Annotated in this window: 13 protein-coding genes and 1 tRNA gene; 8 read left to right on the forward strand and 6 right to left on the reverse strand. The window is 59.9% G+C overall.

What is annotated here, in order from left to right; all coding sequences use genetic code 11:
* Window positions 1-20 precede the first annotated feature (20 nt).
* The 3 genes from VOY09_RS00520 to lipB form a co-directional block, all read right to left on the reverse strand.
* The gene (locus VOY09_RS00520; protein WP_322892842.1) at window positions 21-521 is read right to left on the reverse strand and encodes a DUF2244 domain-containing protein; all 501 of its coding nucleotides are present in this window, start codon (window positions 519-521) and stop codon (window positions 21-23) included.
* Between the two features lie 144 nt (window positions 522-665).
* Complete coding sequence (gene ctaD, locus VOY09_RS00525; protein WP_322892841.1) at window positions 666-2324, reverse strand: cytochrome c oxidase subunit I; 1659 nt, start codon at window positions 2322-2324, stop codon at window positions 666-668.
* 145 nt (window positions 2325-2469) lie between these two features.
* The gene (lipB, locus tag VOY09_RS00530; RefSeq protein ID WP_322892840.1) at window positions 2470-3120 is read right to left on the reverse strand and encodes a lipoyl(octanoyl) transferase LipB; all 651 of its coding nucleotides are present in this window, start codon (window positions 3118-3120) and stop codon (window positions 2470-2472) included.
* A 106-nt stretch (window positions 3121-3226) separates the two neighbouring features.
* Between lipB and VOY09_RS00535 the strand changes: the two genes are divergently transcribed.
* Window positions 3227-3313 (forward strand) — tRNA-Leu (locus tag VOY09_RS00535).
* Between the two features lie 8 nt (window positions 3314-3321).
* Here VOY09_RS00535 and VOY09_RS00540 read toward each other — a convergent pair.
* Window positions 3322-3864, reverse strand: a complete 543-nt coding sequence (locus VOY09_RS00540; RefSeq protein WP_322892959.1) for a pseudouridine synthase — start codon at window positions 3862-3864, stop codon at window positions 3322-3324.
* A gap of 144 nt (window positions 3865-4008) precedes the next feature.
* Between VOY09_RS00540 and VOY09_RS00545 the strand changes: the two genes are divergently transcribed.
* Together VOY09_RS00545 and VOY09_RS00550 are read left to right on the forward strand one after the other, a co-directional pair.
* Complete coding sequence (locus VOY09_RS00545) at window positions 4009-5289, forward strand: DUF3422 domain-containing protein (RefSeq protein ID WP_322892839.1); 1281 nt, start codon at window positions 4009-4011, stop codon at window positions 5287-5289.
* A 54-nt stretch (window positions 5290-5343) separates the two neighbouring features.
* Window positions 5344-6657, forward strand: coding sequence for a cytochrome-c peroxidase (locus VOY09_RS00550; protein WP_322892838.1), 1314 nt, complete (start codon window positions 5344-5346; stop codon window positions 6655-6657).
* Here the strand turns inward: VOY09_RS00550 and VOY09_RS00555 are convergent.
* Together VOY09_RS00555 and VOY09_RS00560 are read right to left on the reverse strand one after the other, a co-directional pair.
* The gene (locus VOY09_RS00555; RefSeq protein WP_322892837.1) at window positions 6628-8115 is read right to left on the reverse strand and encodes a CRTAC1 family protein; all 1488 of its coding nucleotides are present in this window, start codon (window positions 8113-8115) and stop codon (window positions 6628-6630) included. The genes VOY09_RS00550 and VOY09_RS00555 overlap by 30 nt on opposite strands.
* Window positions 8112-9377 carry an ROK family protein gene (locus VOY09_RS00560; protein WP_322892836.1) on the reverse strand — a complete coding sequence of 422 codons (1266 nt, stop codon included), beginning with the start codon at window positions 9375-9377 and terminating at the stop codon, window positions 8112-8114. The genes VOY09_RS00555 and VOY09_RS00560 overlap by 4 nt, the downstream gene beginning before the upstream one ends.
* Window positions 9378-9588: 211 nt before the next feature.
* Here VOY09_RS00560 and xylF point away from each other — a divergent pair, with 211 nt between their 5' ends.
* The 5 genes from xylF (at window position 9589) to xylA (ending at window position 15521) form a co-directional block, all read left to right on the forward strand.
* A complete protein-coding gene (gene xylF, locus VOY09_RS00565) occupies window positions 9589-10617 on the forward strand; it encodes a D-xylose ABC transporter substrate-binding protein (protein WP_322892835.1) in 1029 nt (342 codons plus the stop codon).
* A 125-nt stretch (window positions 10618-10742) separates the two neighbouring features.
* The gene (locus tag VOY09_RS00570; RefSeq protein WP_322892834.1) at window positions 10743-12038 is read left to right on the forward strand and encodes a sugar ABC transporter permease; all 1296 of its coding nucleotides are present in this window, start codon (window positions 10743-10745) and stop codon (window positions 12036-12038) included.
* Window positions 12035-12784, forward strand: coding sequence for an ATP-binding cassette domain-containing protein (locus VOY09_RS00575; RefSeq protein WP_322892833.1), 750 nt, complete (start codon window positions 12035-12037; stop codon window positions 12782-12784). Before VOY09_RS00570 ends, VOY09_RS00575 begins: the two co-directional genes overlap by 4 nt.
* Window positions 12784-14223: a xylulokinase gene (gene xylB / locus VOY09_RS00580; RefSeq protein ID WP_322892832.1), complete on the forward strand. Its 1440-nt coding sequence runs from the start codon at window positions 12784-12786 to the stop codon at window positions 14221-14223. The genes VOY09_RS00575 and xylB overlap by 1 nt, the downstream gene beginning before the upstream one ends.
* Window positions 14220-15521, forward strand: a complete 1302-nt coding sequence (xylA, locus tag VOY09_RS00585; protein ID WP_322892831.1) for a xylose isomerase — start codon at window positions 14220-14222, stop codon at window positions 15519-15521. The genes xylB and xylA overlap by 4 nt, the downstream gene beginning before the upstream one ends.
* Window positions 15522-15538 lie beyond the last annotated feature (17 nt).

A 15538-nucleotide genomic window follows, 5' to 3' on the forward strand; every position in this document is an offset into this window, starting at 1 on the left:
CCGGCCATGCGCTTGACCAGCTACGGCGCGCCATCCCCGCGCAAGGCGCGTTTGAGGTCGCCATAAAGTGCGAGCCTTTCCGACACATCAAGAAACGCACCAATTTCGACCTCGCGGTCGCCACCGCGCAGGGTGATGTAGTTCTCTACCGGCCCGCCCTTGGGATGCAGATGCACGGTGACCCAATAGCGGTTGGCCTGCCATTCCTGCCGGTCGCCTTTGGGATTATAGCGGGTCAGATGCGCGGTCTGGTCATCGACCACCAATTCTTCCAACACCTCGCCCCGCTTGTAGCTGACATTCAGTGCAGTCCAGAGCCCCCAGAACATCAGACCGAAGAACGGCAGCAAGGCCCAGAGCACGACTGACCCCAGCAGCGTGATCAATGGCAAGGCGACCAATGCCGCGGTCGCCCCCATGAACAGCACGAAATCCTTGCGCAGCAAAGACCGGTACGGCCAAAGGCTCAACTGCCAGTCGGGGCCGTCATGTGGGTGTTCGGGGGTCCATTCATAGGGCATCTGTCCATCCTCGCTGGCGCGCAAATTGCGCCTGTGCGGGACATAGGTCCATGCGTGAAACTGTCACTGTCCGCCGCGCGGATTTCCAATAGCGCATGAAAAAAGCCCCCGGAAACCGGGGGCTTTTTATCTTGTCAGCCAAGGCTAGTGGGAATGTTGCTTATCCCAGTCTTCGCGCTTGGGCAGCGTTTCGAACGTATGCTCTGGCGGTGGGCAGGGCAGGGTCCATTCCAGCGTATCGGCATATTCGTTCCAGGGGTTGTTCTCTGTCACCACGCGGCCGCGCAGCAATGTCCAGGCCAGGATCCCGATGAAGAACAGGAATGAGGCAAAGGACAGGAACGCCCCCCAGCTCGACACCAGGTTCCAGAAGGCAAAAGCCTCAGGATAGTCGATATAGCGGCGTGGCATCCCCTGACGACCCAGAAAGTGCTGTGGGAAGAAGGTTACGTTGGCACCGATGAACATCATCCAGAAATGCAGCTTGGCCGCCCATTCAGGATACATCCGGCCCGACATCTTGGGCAGGTAGAAATAGATACCTGCAAAGATCGCGAAGACCGCACCAAGGCTCATCACATAGTGGAAGTGCGCCACGACATAATAGGTGTCATGATAGACCCGGTCGATGCCCGCCTGTGACAGCACGATCCCGGTGACACCACCAACGGTGAACAGGAACAGGAAGCCAAAGGCCCAAAGCATCGGCGCTTTGAATTCAATCGACCCGCCCCACATCGTGGCGATCCAGGAGAAGATTTTCACGCCTGTCGGCACCGCGATGACCATGGTTGCCAGCATGAAATAGCTTTGCTGGGTCAGGGACATGCCCACGGTATACATGTGGTGCGCCCAGACAACAAAGCCCAGAACCGCAATCGCCACCATCGCATAGACCATCGGCAGATAGCCAAAGATCGGCTTGCGGCTGAAAGTGGCGATGACATGAGAGATAATACCAAAGCCGGGGATGATGATGATGTAAACTTCGGGGTGACCGAAGAACCACAGGATGTGCTGGTAGAGCACCGGATCGCCGCCGCCTTCTGGTTGGAAGAAGGTCGTGCCGAAATTCCGGTCTGTCAGCAGCATGGTGATCGCACCGGCCAGAACCGGCAGGGCGAGCAGGATCATCCAGGCGGTCACAAAGATCGACCAGGCGAACAGCGGCACTTTATGCAGCGTCATGCCCGGTGCGCGCATGTTCAGGAAAGTTGTGATGATATTGATCGCGCCAAGGATAGAGGAAGCACCCGACAGGTGGACAGCGAAGATCGCCAGATCCATCGACATGCCAGCCTCATTCGTCGACAGCGGCGGATACATGACCCAACCCACGCCCGACCCAAGCTGACCATTGCCACCCGGTGCGAACATCGAAGCCACACCCATGGCGCCACCAGCAATGAACATCCAGAACGACAGGTTGTTCAGACGCGGAAACGCCATATCCGGCGCGCCGATCTGCAACGGCATGAAATAATTGCCGAAACCACCGAACAGCGCCGGAATGACGACGAAGAACATCATCAGCACGCCGTGATAGGTGATCAGCACGTTCCACAGATGCCCGTTGGGCGTGCAGGGATCGGTCATGAACCCTTCGGTACACATATATTGCACACCGGGATACATCAGTTCGAGCCGCATATAGACGGTGAATGCGACCGAAACGAACCCTAGAATACCTGCGGCGAACAGATACAGGATCCCGATGTCCTTGTGATTGGTGGACATGAACCAGCGGGTGAAAAAGCCCCGGTTGTCTTCATGTGCGTCGCCGTGGATGGCTGCGTCCGCCATGTGGCTCTCCTCGTATTGGCTACAGATCGACGCCGCCGATTCAAGCGTGGGCGGTCGTTAAGCCGGGTTCTAGTCGCTTGCACCGCGCGGGGCAACTGCGGATACACGCGCGAGGTTGGGTTATATTGGCGCAGGGGTGGGCGGATTACCCCGTCATCGTCGCCGCAAATGTCTGCCGCAGCGCCACGTCGAGATCATCCATGCTGACCGGCAGGCCCAGATCGACCAAGGATGTCACGCCGTGGTCGCGGATGCCGCAAGGCACGATCCCGTCGAAATGCGACAGGTCCGGGTCCAGATTGATAGAAATCCCGTGAAACGACACCCATTTGCGCATGCGGATGCCGATAGCGGCGATCTTGTCTTCGGCCAGCGTGCCATCGGCATTGCGCGGCTTTTGCGGTCGCTGCACCCAGACACCGACGCGGCCTTGCCGGATTTCACCTTTGACGTTGAAAGTCTCCAGCGTGCCGATCACCCAGTTTTCCAGATCCTGCACGAAACGGCGCAGGTCATGGCCGCGTTTGCCGACATCGAGCATGACATAGATCACCCGCTGGCCCGGCCCGTGATAGGTATATTCGCCGCCGCGCCGCGCGTCATAGACCGGGAAACGGTCCGGGCTGATCAGATCGCCAGCCTTGGCCGAGGTGCCTGCGGTGTAAAGGGGGGGATGTTCCAAAAGCCAGATACATTCATCCGCCTCGCCCGCGATGATCGCATTCACGCGCTCTTCCATAAAGGCCAGCGCCTGCGGATAATCGGTCGATCCGTCGCTGATGATCCATTCTACCATGAGTCCGGATTAGCCCTGCGGCGGCGCGATGAAAAGAGGCATGATTTCCCCTTGGCATCGCAAATCCGCTCGTCTATGAGAGCGGCACTTACCTGCCTTGAGACCTGCGGTCGTGGCGGAATTGGTAGACGCGCAGCGTTGAGGTCGCTGTGAAGTAACATTCGTGGGGGTTCGAGTCCCCCCGACCGCACCACGGCGCCTTTATGCGTCACGCCAGATCCCCGGCGCCAGATCCCCCAGATCCCATTCCCCGATCCGCCAGCGCACCAGCCGCAGGGTGGGAAAGCCGATATGCGCAGTCATCCGGCGCACCTGCCGGTTGCGGCCTTCGCTGATGGTGACCTCCAGCCAAGAATCCGGCACTGATTTGCGGAACCGCACTGGTGGGTCGCGCTGCCACAGGGCGGGGGGATCGATCCGCCGCACCTGCGCGGGCCGCGTCGGGCCGTCGTTCAGCGTCACACCTTTGCGCAATAGATCAAGATCGCGCTCTTGCGGTGCGCCTTCGACCTGCACCAGATAGGTTTTGGTCAGTTTATGTTTCGGGTCCGCAATCCGCGCCTGCAAGGCACCGTCATCCGTCAGCAAAAGCAAGCCTTCGCTGTCGCGGTCCAACCGGCCTGCCGGATAGACACCCGGCACAGTAACATAGGCCGACAGCGTCGGGCGCGGCGAGGGGCTGCGCGCATCGGTGAATTGCGACAGCACGCCAAAAGGTTTGTTGAACAGGATGATCCGGGCCATAGTTATATTTAGACCGCGAGAGGCATAAACGTCCATCGTATACCTTTGTGTGCGACTAAGTGATTAGAAATTAACACTTTTCCTGTTTACAGCGGGGATTGGTGCGCTAGTGTAAAGCAGAGTTGAAAGTGAAAGTTTCGTTTGATGCCACCGATTGCTGATCATCCTTTGCGCTACACGCTGGCGAATGAATTGCATGCCCGCCCGTTTCCGGCGGTCAGCGCACCCAGCCGTGCGGCCTATCTTGCGATCAAACCGGCCAGCAATGCCGCTGGTCGCGACCGCGCCGCTGATCGCGCGCATCTGATTGATTTGCTTGACCGTTTCGGCGCGCAACATCCGCAGCCCGATGCGACACATTACTTTGGCACCATCGGCAAGCATCAGCTGAAATGGGAAAGTCATACGGAATTTGTGACTTATACCGTCTTTGGCGAAGGCGTGGCCAACCGCCCATTCGATGTCGCGACTTTTGAGGTGTTTCCGGATGATTGGCTGTCCAAGGCCCCCGGCACCCGCGTCACCTCTGCCCTGATCCGGGTCGAGGTGGTGGATGGCGACGATGGCATTCTGCAGAAAGCGCATGACTGGTTCGTGCCCGAAAGTCTGGCGATCAGCCGTGTTGTCGAAAATGATCTGATCATCGCGGGTGATTTCCGCATTGATACGGCAGGCCATATGCGGTTTGCCGTTTTCGCCCGGCCGCAGGTCGATGACCGGCGGATCGGCCGCGTCGTGCAGCGCCTGTGCGAGATCGAGACCTATAAGGCGATGTCGATGCTGGCCTTGTCCAAGGCCCGGTCGCTGGGTCCCAAGATGGGCGAATTTGATACAACGCTGACCGGACTTCTGGCCGATATGCGCCAGTCGATGACAGATCCTGCCAAGGTCTTGCAATCGTTGCTGCAAGTCTCTGCCGAGATTGAAAATACCATTGCTGAAACGACATTCCGCTTTGGCGCTGCGGGCGCCTATGAAACCATCGTCAATCAGCGGATTTCGGTTCTGCGTGAAGAACGCTTTGCCGGGCGGCAGACCTTTGGTGAATTCATGATGCGCCGCTTTGATCCTGCGATGCGGACCGTCAAATCGACCGAGGCGCGGCTTTATGCCATGTCTGAACGCGCGCTGCGCGCGGGTGATCTGCTGCGGACAAGGGTCGATGTGGAAAGGTCGGCGCAGAATCAGGAATTGCTGACCAGCATGGACAAACGCGCCGATCTGCAATTGCGCCTGCAACGCACCGTCGAAGGTCTGTCAGTGGTTGCGATCAGTTATTATGCCGTCAATCTCGCGCTCTATATGGCGGCACCCTTGGCAGAGGCTTTGGCGATCACCAAGCCGGTGCTGACCGCGATTACCACGCCTGCGGTCCTGCTTTTGGTCTGGCTGCTGGTGCACCGCATTCGCAAAAGCATGGAATAAGGCGATCTTGCCAGAACCCATGCAAGTGATAGCATGGTGATCTGGGGGGATCAGATGCGTTTCATCGTCATTTTTGCCGCGCTTGCCAGCAGTGCTGCGGCGCAGGATTTGCCGCGCGCCTTAACCGATGCGGATTTTCACCCGGTTGACCGGGCCGAAGCTGAATTAGGCCAGCTTTTGTTCTATGACCCGATTCTATCGGGCAATCGCGATGTGTCTTGCGCGACTTGCCACCACCCGGCCTTCGGCACCTCTGACGGGTTGTCGCTGGGGATGGGCGATGGCGGCAAGGGGCTGGGGCCTGACCGCGTGGCGGACCCGGCAAATCTGCCTGAACAGCGTATCCCGCGCAATTCACCGGCTTTGTTCAATCTGGGCGCGCGCGAATTCACCGTGTTGTTCCACGATGGACGGATCGAGGTGGACCAGACCCGCCCCGGTGGCCTGCGTACACCCTTGGCGGATGATATGGTCACCGGCTTTGCCTCGCTTTTGTCGGCACAGACGATGTTTCCGGTGCTGTCGGGCGATGAAATGGCCGGGCATTATAGTGAAAATGATGTGTCCCAGGCGGTGCGGCGTGGCATGATCACGGGGCCGGGCGGGGCTTGGGATATCATTTCGCGCCGGGTGGCGGATATCCCGGCCTATGCGGATGCATTTATCGCGGTTTATGATCATATCGACGATCCCGCGCAGATCGGGTTCACCGATATCTCCAACGCCATCGCCGCCTTTATGGAACTGGAATGGCGGTCTGACAACGCGCCTTTCGATGCTGTGCTGCGGGGCGAGGCGAGCTTGCCCGCACCCGCCGCCGCTGGCATGGCGCTGTTTTACGGCGAGGCTGGCTGCAGCAGCTGTCATGCCGGTCCTTTCCTGACCGACCATCAGTTTCACGCGATGGGTGTCCCCCAGATCGGGCCGGGCAAGGCGGAACGGTTCGAAAGCCATGCCAGTGATCTGGGCCGGTTCCGGGTGACGGGGGACGCAGCGGATATGTTCGCCTTTCGCACGCCAAGCCTGCGTAATGTCGCGCTGACCGGGCCTTATGGGCATTCGGGTGCCTATGCCGATCTGCGCGCGTTTCTTGTTGCGCATCTGGACCCGGTGACCGCGCTGGACAGCTATGATCTGGATCAGGCCCTGCTGCCGGATCTGGCGGTGGATGATGGGCGCGGGCTGGCGGATAGCCCCGCCATTGCCGCTGCTGTGAGTTTGGACCCGGTCAGCTTGGATGATGCTGGGTTAGACGCTTTGCTGGCCTTTCTGGACAGCCTGACCGACCCGAATGCCAAAACCGGCGTGCTGGGCATCCCAGATACTGTGCCGAGCGGCCTATCTGTCGCGCGGGTGCCGGAGGGTTAAGGGCGCATTCACCTCCGCCTGATCAGTGCTTTGCGTGCCATCGGGCCAGGTGACGGTGATCGTGACGTCGGTCGCGTCACCCAGCCCGAAATGCAACGGCAGCGCCTTGCCACCCGCATGACCGCCGCCGATGGTGTTTTGCTGGCTTTGGCGCAGATCACCGCTCTGCACCACCACCACCGCGCCAATCGCATTGCGGTTGCCGCTGGATTGGTCCAGCGCAACGGATAGCCAATTGCCGGTGTCTTCGGTCACATTGCGGTACATCTCCAACGGTGCGCGGCGGTTGACCACGATCAGGTCCAGCCGCCCGTCGCCGTCGAAATCCGCCAGCGCCGCACCGCGTGACCTGTCAGTCGTGGCGATGCCTGCGCTCAGGGCGGCCTCGGTGAACGTCCCGTCCTCCTGCTGCATCAGCAGGTTATTGGGATCGGCCATCGCCAGCCCCGGCATCTGTTCGACATTGCCTTTGGCGATGAACAGATCAGGCCGCGCGTCATTATCCACATCGGCAAATTCCGCATGCCAGCCGGTCGATGGCCGCCCGTCATCGCCGGTATGCGGGCGCTGGGCATAGGTGCCGATGCTGAAGGGGGCGGCCTGATAAGTGCCATCGGCTTGGGCGATCTGCAGCACCTGATCACCCATAGAGGTCAGCATCACCTCATCCCTGCCGTCACCTGTCAGATCACGGCTGGCGATCCCCATGCCCCAAAGTGCCACATTGGGCCAGCCATCCGCCTCACCCAGAAAGCGTTGCTCCGCGATATCCCACATCTGTTCCGATCCACCGCGCACGTAATAATGCCGGTCATTCGACAGCCGCAGGGTCATGCGCCCACGCGCATCATGGGCGGCAAGGATCGACAAAGGGCAAAAGCCGGGGGTCAGGTCACTGCTGGTATAGCCGCCATCCGTGGGCGTCAGGATTTCATTGGTATCGCAAGCCTCGAACGGGCCATCGGGATTGGCGCGGTCAACATAATTGCCAATCGCCATGACCGGCTTGCCATCGTCTTCCCACCAGGCGGTAAAGGCGGTGGTCCAATGATCGCCCATTGGCACGCCCCAATCAGCGGTCACATCCGTGAAACCGCAAGCACCATCGCCGCGCAGCACGACATTCGGCCCGACGCGCAGCACGAACAAATCCATCGCGCCATCTGCATCAATGTCGATCGGATAAGCGCCTGTTACCCCTGTCATTTCCGGGGCGGGCATAGGCGTGAAATTGAACTCCCCGTCATTGCGCAGCAAGAGCGCCGGGTTCTCACCGCCCGCTGCGAAGACGTCCGGCAAACCATTGGCATTGCAATCGAAAACGGCCACACCTCCACCAACGAAATGTTCCCAGCCGCCGGCATAGATATGGCCCGGCAGCGCGGCGGAACGATCTTCGAAAATAACCTCTGCACTGGCAGATGTCGCGATCAGGCACAGGGCGAGCGCGCGGATCATGCCCGCGCCTCGCCCAGCACTTTGTCGGTGACCGCCGCCAGTGCCAATGCCGAAGCGCCGCGCGCCCAGACCATATCGCCCCAGGCATGGGTTTCGATCCGGCAGGGGCTGCGGCCATCGTTCAGGGTCAGTTTGCGCATCTCGGCCAGCACCTCATCTGCGTAAAGGTAATCATATTGCATCCGCTCACCCGACAGGATGATCAGTTCAGGGTCGAACAGCTGGATCACATTGGCCAGCCCCACCGACAGATAGCGCCCGGCGCGGCGAAAGATCGTGCGCGCCGCCTGATTGCCCGCTTTGGCCTGTGCGAACAAGGCATCCAGCATCGCATTGGGGCTTTGCAGGTTGCGGGGGTTGCGGTGCAATGCGGTCGCGGCTTCGCGGGCGAGGGCGTAATCGGCCAGATAAGCCTCCAGACAGCCGCGCTGGCCGCAGCGGCACAAGGCGCCGTCAAGCTGCACCTTGGTATGTCCCAGTTCCAGCCCCATGCCGCGCGATCCGCGGAACAGGCGATTATCCAGCACCAGCCCCATGCCCACGCCATGTTCGATGGTGACGACCGCAAAATCCGTCATCGACCGGCCCGCGCCAAACCAGAGTTCTGCCAAAGTCAGCACATTGGCATCATTGTCGAGGTAAAGCGGCAAGCCGAACCGCGCGACAAAGGCGGTGCCAAGGTCCATTTCACGCTCCGCCAGCAACGGCGACCACGGCACAGTCCCGGTCTGGTGATCAACGATGCCGGACAGGCCGATCCCGACTGCGGCGATATCGCATAATTCCTTGCCTGTGGCCTGCAAAACCTGCGCGATCAGCACAGCGATTTCATCCAACAGATCGTCCAGCGATTTGCGTGTCGGCGGGGTGGGCAGGCTGGCGTCGGCCACCATCTGACCGGAAAAATCGGTCAGCACGGCGGTATGGACCTCATCCGACAATTTGATGCCGATGACATGGCAGGCCTCAGACACAACCTCCAATGCTACGGGCGGGCGGCCGCGCCCGGTTTCGCGCGGCAGGCCTTCAACCTCGCGCAGAAGCCCTGCGGCAATCAGATCGGCGGTCAGCGTGGTGGCTGACCCGGCGCTGATGCCAAGCGCGCGGGTCACATCGGTGCGTGCGGCGCGACCGGCCCCGCGAACATGCTCGAAAATCTGCTGGCGCAGGGGCTTTGCGACTGCGCTGGCGGTCGGCAACAATGGGCCGCAACCCGACAGGGCAGGCGATTCGTTGCCATCGGAAGAGAATTCATCATACATAGTTCAGCCCCTGAATTATAAACGGGCGATAAGACGGCCAGAACCCGAAGTCTTCACAGACTGCCCAATAATTCCGCAGTCTCAAAGCCATATTTCACGAAACACAGCGATTTTTATTTTGACAAGTGAATTTAATATGGCATTTTGAAGAGCGTAGGGTCGTATGACCCACACCCTCACTGCATGAGGGCCGCATTTCTGGGAGGAATACATGCATAAATCCATTATCGCTGCCGCGATTGCTGTCGCTGGCTTTAACTCCGCTGCCTTGGCGCAGGACCTGACGGTTGGCGTCAGCTGGTCGAACTTTCAGGAAGAGCGCTGGAAAACTGACGAAGCCGCGATCCGTGCAGCGCTTGAGGCGGCTGGTGCGACTTACGTCTCCGCTGATGCGCAATCATCGTCGTCCAAGCAATTGTCCGATGTCGAAAGCCTGATCGCCCAAGGCGTTGACGCGCTGATCATTCTTGCGCAGGACAGCGCCGCAATCGGCCCCGCTGTCGAGGCTGCCGCGAACGAAGGCATCCCCGTCGTCGCCTATGACCGCTTGATCGAAGATCCACGCGCTTTCTATCTGACCTTCGACAACGTTGAAGTCGGCCGCATGCAGGCCCGCGCCGTGTTTGAGCAGATGCCCGAAGGCAATTATGTCATGATCAAAGGCTCGCCTACTGACCCGAACGCAGATTTCCTGCGCGGCGGCCAGCAGGAAGTCCTGCAAGAGGCGATTGACAGCGGTGCGATCACGATCGTCGCCGAGGCCTATACCGATGGCTGGCTGCCTGCCAACGCACAGCGCAACATGGAACAGATCTTGACCGCCAATGACAATGCGGTGGATGCGGTTGTGGCCTCCAACGATGGCACCGCTGGCGGTGTTGTCGCAGCGCTGACAGCCCAAGGGCTGGAAGGGATGCCGGTTTCTGGTCAGGACGGCGACCATGCCGCGCTGAACCGTGTCGCCCTTGGCACGCAGACCGTGTCGGTCTGGAAAGACGCCCGCGAATTGGGCCGCGCTGCGGCTGAAATCGCTGTGTCGTTGGCCAGTGCCGATGGTGACATGACTGCTGTCGAAGGCAGCGAAGCATGGACGTCGCCAGCCGGGACCGAGATGACCGCGATCTTCCTTGAGCCGCTCCCGATCACGGCTGACAACCTGACGGATGTCACCGACGCCGGCTGGATCACGGTCGAGGCTTTGTGCCAGGGTGTGACCGACGGCCCGGCCCCATGTAATTAAGTCACGGGTGGCGGGCATGGCCCGCCGCCACATAAGGGGCCTTGCCGGTTGCAGGGCCCTTCTTTTCTTTTCAAGCAAACCTGTGGCCGCTGACCCAGCATTTCTGGCTACGATGGAGCAAATCTATGTCTGATCAAACCGCCCCGGCCGCGTTGAAAACGCGCCGGTCCTTTTTCAAAACGCTGGAGGTGGACACCCGTCTGCTGGGCATGATCGGCGCGCTGCTGCTGATCTGGGTGGTGTTCCATCTGTGGTCGGGCCAGCGGTTTCTGACGCCGCGCAATATTTTCAACCTGTCGATCCAGACCGTTTCCGTGGCGATCATGGCCACCGGCATGGTATTCGTGATCGTCACCCGCCATATCGACCTGTCGGTTGGTGCGCTGCTGGCCACCACCACAGCCGTCATGGCCATCACCCAGACGCAGATCCTGCCGCAGATGTTCGGGCTGGAAATCGGCCATCCGATGATCCCCTGGATCACCATCTTTGCCGGGCTTGTCGTTGGCGGTCTGGTCGGTGCTTTGCAAGGTTACCTGATCGGCTATCAATTGATCCCGGCCTTTATTGTCACCCTTGGCGGTTTGCTCATCTGGCGCAACGTCGCTTGGCACCTGACCAATGGTCAGACCATCGGCCCGCTGGATGAAACCTATATGCTGTTTGGCGGGATCAACGGCACTTTGGGGATTTTCTGGAGCTGGGTTGTCGGCCTGATCGCTGCTGCGGCCTCTGCTGTCGGCCTGTTGATGGCGCGCCGCACAAAGATCAGCCATGGGTTTACCGTCAAACCGATGTGGGCCGAAATCGCCGTGATCGGCGTTGTGATCGCTGCGATCCTCGCCTTTGTCGCGGTGCTGAACGCCTATGCTGTGCCAGACCGCGTGGTCGAGCGTGAATTTGAACGCTGGGGCTGTGCGCAGCTTGAAGGTTGCACCGCGGGCTACGGTATTCCTTATTCCGTGCTGCTGCTGATCGCCGTCGCCGTGGTGATGACCGTGATCGCGCAGCGCACACGTCTGGGCCGCTATATCTTTGCCACCGGCGGTAACCCGGATGCGGCGGAACTGTCCGGCATCAATACCAAACTGCTGACGGTCAAGATTTTTGCCATGGTCGGCGTGCTTTGCGCGCTGGGGGGCATCGTCGCCTCTGCCCGGCTGGGATACCACACCAATGATATCGGCACTTTGGACGAACTGCGCGTCATCGCTGCGGCAGTGATCGGCGGCACGGCGCTGGCTGGTGGGATCGGCACGATTTACGGCGCGATCATCGGCGCGCTGATCATGCAATCCTTGCAATCTGGCATGGCGATGGTCGGCGTTGATGCGCCTTATCAGAACATCGTGGTGGGCCTTGTGCTGGTCCTCGCCGTCTGGATCGACATCCAGTATCGCAAATATTCAGGAGCGAAATGATGACACCCCTTGTGCAGATGAAAGATGTCTCGATCTCATTCGGTGGGGTCAAGGCGGTGGATCACGTCAGTATCGACCTGTATCCCGGTGAAGTTGTTGGCCTTCTGGGCCATAACGGTGCCGGAAAATCGACGCTGATCAAGATCCTGTCCGGTGCCTATAAGATGGATTCGGGCGAGATTTGGGTCGAAGGCAAAAAGGTCGATTTCCAATCGCCCCGCGACAGTCGCGACGCGAATATCGAAACGATCTATCAGACCTTGGCCTTGGCCGATAACCTTGATGCCGCGTCCAACCTGTTTCTGGGCCGCGAACTGACCACGCCTTTTGGTTTTGTCGATGACGGGCGTCAGGAATCCGAGACGCGCAAGATCATGGCCCGTCTGAACCCCAATTTCAAAAAGCTGAAAGAACCTGTGTCGGCCCTGTCAGGTGGTCAGCGCCAGTCGGTCGCGATTGCGCGGGCGGTCTATTTCAAGGCCAAGATCCTGATCATGGATGAACCGACAGCTGCCTTGGGCGTGCATGAGACCAAGATGGTCGCGGATCTGATCCATGAATTGAAAGCCCAAGGTCTGGGCATTTTCCTGATCAGCCATGACACGCGCGAGATGATGGAGCTTTGCGATCGTGTGTCGGTGATGAAAAACGGCCAGGTTGTCGGCACCGAACGGGTCGAAGATGTGACCGAGGATGACATCCTGTCGATGATCATCATGGGCAAGAATCCTAAAAAGGCAGCATAATGTTTATCGGACTTGATCTGGGGACCTCCGGTCTCAAAGCTGTTTTGATAGACGTCAATCAAAACATCCTTGCCGAGGCTTCGGCCCCGTTGGATGCACAGCGCCCGCAGAGCGGTTGGTCCGAACAGGACCCCGCCACATGGCTTGACGCGGCCGATGCGGCGATGCGTGATCTTGGCGCGCAGGTGTCTTTGGACGGGGTCAAGGCCATCGGCCTGTCCGGCCAGATGCATGGCACGACTTTGCTGGATGCCGATGACAACGTGCTGCGCCCCTGTATCCTGTGGAACGACACCCGCTCTGCCGTAGAAGCGGCGGAACTGGACGCCGACCCACGCTTCCGCGCGCTGACCGGCAATATCGTCTTTCCGGGTTTCACCGCGCCCAAACTTGTCTGGGTGGCGAAACATGAACCAGACATCTTCGCCAAGGTCGCCCGCGTGCTGCTGCCGAAAGATTACCTGCGCCTGTGGCTGACGGGCGAGGCGGTGGCAGAAATGTCCGACGCCGCTGGCACAAGCTGGCTGGATGTCGCCAAGCGCGACTGGTCCGATGATCTGCTGGCTGCGACCGGCCTGACCCGCGCGCAGATGCCGCGCCTTGTCGAAGGCTCCGAAGTTTCGGGGCAGGTGCGCGATCAACTCGCCACCCGCTGGGGCCTGCCGCAGGGCGTGGTCGTCGCTGGTGGCGGCGGTGACAATGCCGCAAGTGCGGTGGGCGTGGGCGTGGTCAAGGCGGGCGATGCCTTCGTCTCGCTCGGCACCTCGGGCGTGCTGTTCGCGGCCAGCGATGCCTATAACCCCGATGCTGCCTCTGCCGTGCATACATTCTGCCACGCTTTGCCGGGTACATGGCACCAGATGGGCGTGATCCTCGCTGCCGCTGATGCGCTCAACTGGTTTGCCAAAGTCACGGATAAACCCGCCGCGACCCTGACCGGCGGTTTGGGCGCGTTGCAGGCACCGGGCAAACCGCTGTTCCTGCCTTATCTGGGCGGTGAACGGACCCCGCATAATGATGCGGCGATCCGCGGCGCATTCCTGCATCTGGACCATGCGACCGATAGCCAGGCCATGGCCCGCGCCGTGCTGGAAGGGGTGACCCACGCGATCCGCGATTGCCATGACGCACTGACCAGTACCGGCACCAAGATCAACCGCCTGATCGCGGTCGGCGGTGGGTCCAAATCCGATTATTGGGTGCAGGCGATTGCCACATCGCTGGACCTGCCGATTGAACTGCCTGTCGCGGGTGATTTTGGCGGGGCCTTTGGCGCTGCACGCCTTGGCCTGATGGCCGCCACCGGGGCAGGGGCCGAGGTCGCGACCGCACCGAAGATCGCCCGCACCATCGACCCTGACACCAAACTGACAGCGGCTTTTGCCGAGGCTCATGCCCGTTACCGCGCCAGCTATACCGCATTGAAAGGACTATCATGACCGATTTCTTCAAAGACATCCCCGCCATCACCTACGAAGGCCCGGACAGCGACAATGACTTCGCCTTCCGCCATTACAACCCTGATGAGGTGGTGATGGGTAAAACGCTGAAAGATCATCTGCGATTTGCCGCTGCCTATTGGCATTCCTTCGCTTGGCCGGGTGGTGACCCGTTCGGCGGTCAGACCTTTGATCGCCCTTGGTTCGGCGACAGTATGGATGCCGCCCGGATGAAGGCCGATGTCGCGTTCGAGATGTTCCAGATCCTGAACGTGCCCTATTTCTGCTTCCACGATGCCGATGTGCGCCCCGAAGGTGCTGATTTCGCCGAAAACACCCGCAATCTGGAAGAGATCGTCGATTATTTCGGCGAAAAGATGGAAACGACCGGCGTCAAGCTGCTCTGGGGCACCGCGAACCTGTTTTCCAACCGCCGCTTCATGTCCGGTGCGGCGACGAACCCTGACCCTGATGTGTTTGCTTTCTCTGCCGCCACGATCAAGACCTGCATGGATGCGACCATGAAGCTCGGTGGTGAAAACTACGTCCTCTGGGGCGGGCGCGAAGGCTATGAGACGCTGTTGAACACCGATATGGGCCGCGAACGCGCGCAGGCGGGCCGGATGTTGCAGATGGTCGTCGATTACAAACACAAGATGGGCTTCAAAGGCGCGATCCTGATCGAGCCGAAACCGCAGGAACCGACTAAGCATCAATATGACTACGATGTCGCGACGGTTTACGGCTTCCTCAAGGAATTCGGGCTGGAAGGCGAGGTCAAGATGAACATCGAACAGGGCCATGCCATTCTGGCGGGCCATTCGTTCGAGCATGAACTGGCGATGGCACGGGAATTGGGGATTTTCGGCTCCATCGACATGAACCGCAATGATTATCAATCCGGCTGGGATACCGACCAGTTTCCGAACAATGTGCCGGAAATGGCGCTGGCCTATTACGAGGTGTTGCGCGCTGGTGGCTTCACCACCGGCGGCACCAACTTTGACGCGAAACTGCGCCGTCAGAGCCTTGATGCAGAGGATCTGATCCTCGCCCATGTCGGTGGGATGGATGCTTGTGCGGCAGGGCTGAAGGCTGCGGCGGCAATGCTGGAAGATGGCAAGCTGGAAGCGGCGCGTAATGAACGCTACGCAGGTTGGGATAGTGATGCGGGCAAAGCGCTGCTGAACTCTGATCTGGATGCGATCACCGCGCGGGTGCAGTCCGAGGGGATCAACCCACAGCCCCGCTCTGGCCGTCAGGAGCGGTTGGAAAATCTGGTCAATCGCTACCTGTGACCTTGTAAAGCCGATCC

It is taken from the genome of Yoonia sp. 67-2 (genome assembly GCF_035117555.1).
In the GTDB taxonomy this organism is placed as follows: domain Bacteria; phylum Pseudomonadota; class Alphaproteobacteria; order Rhodobacterales; family Rhodobacteraceae; genus Yoonia.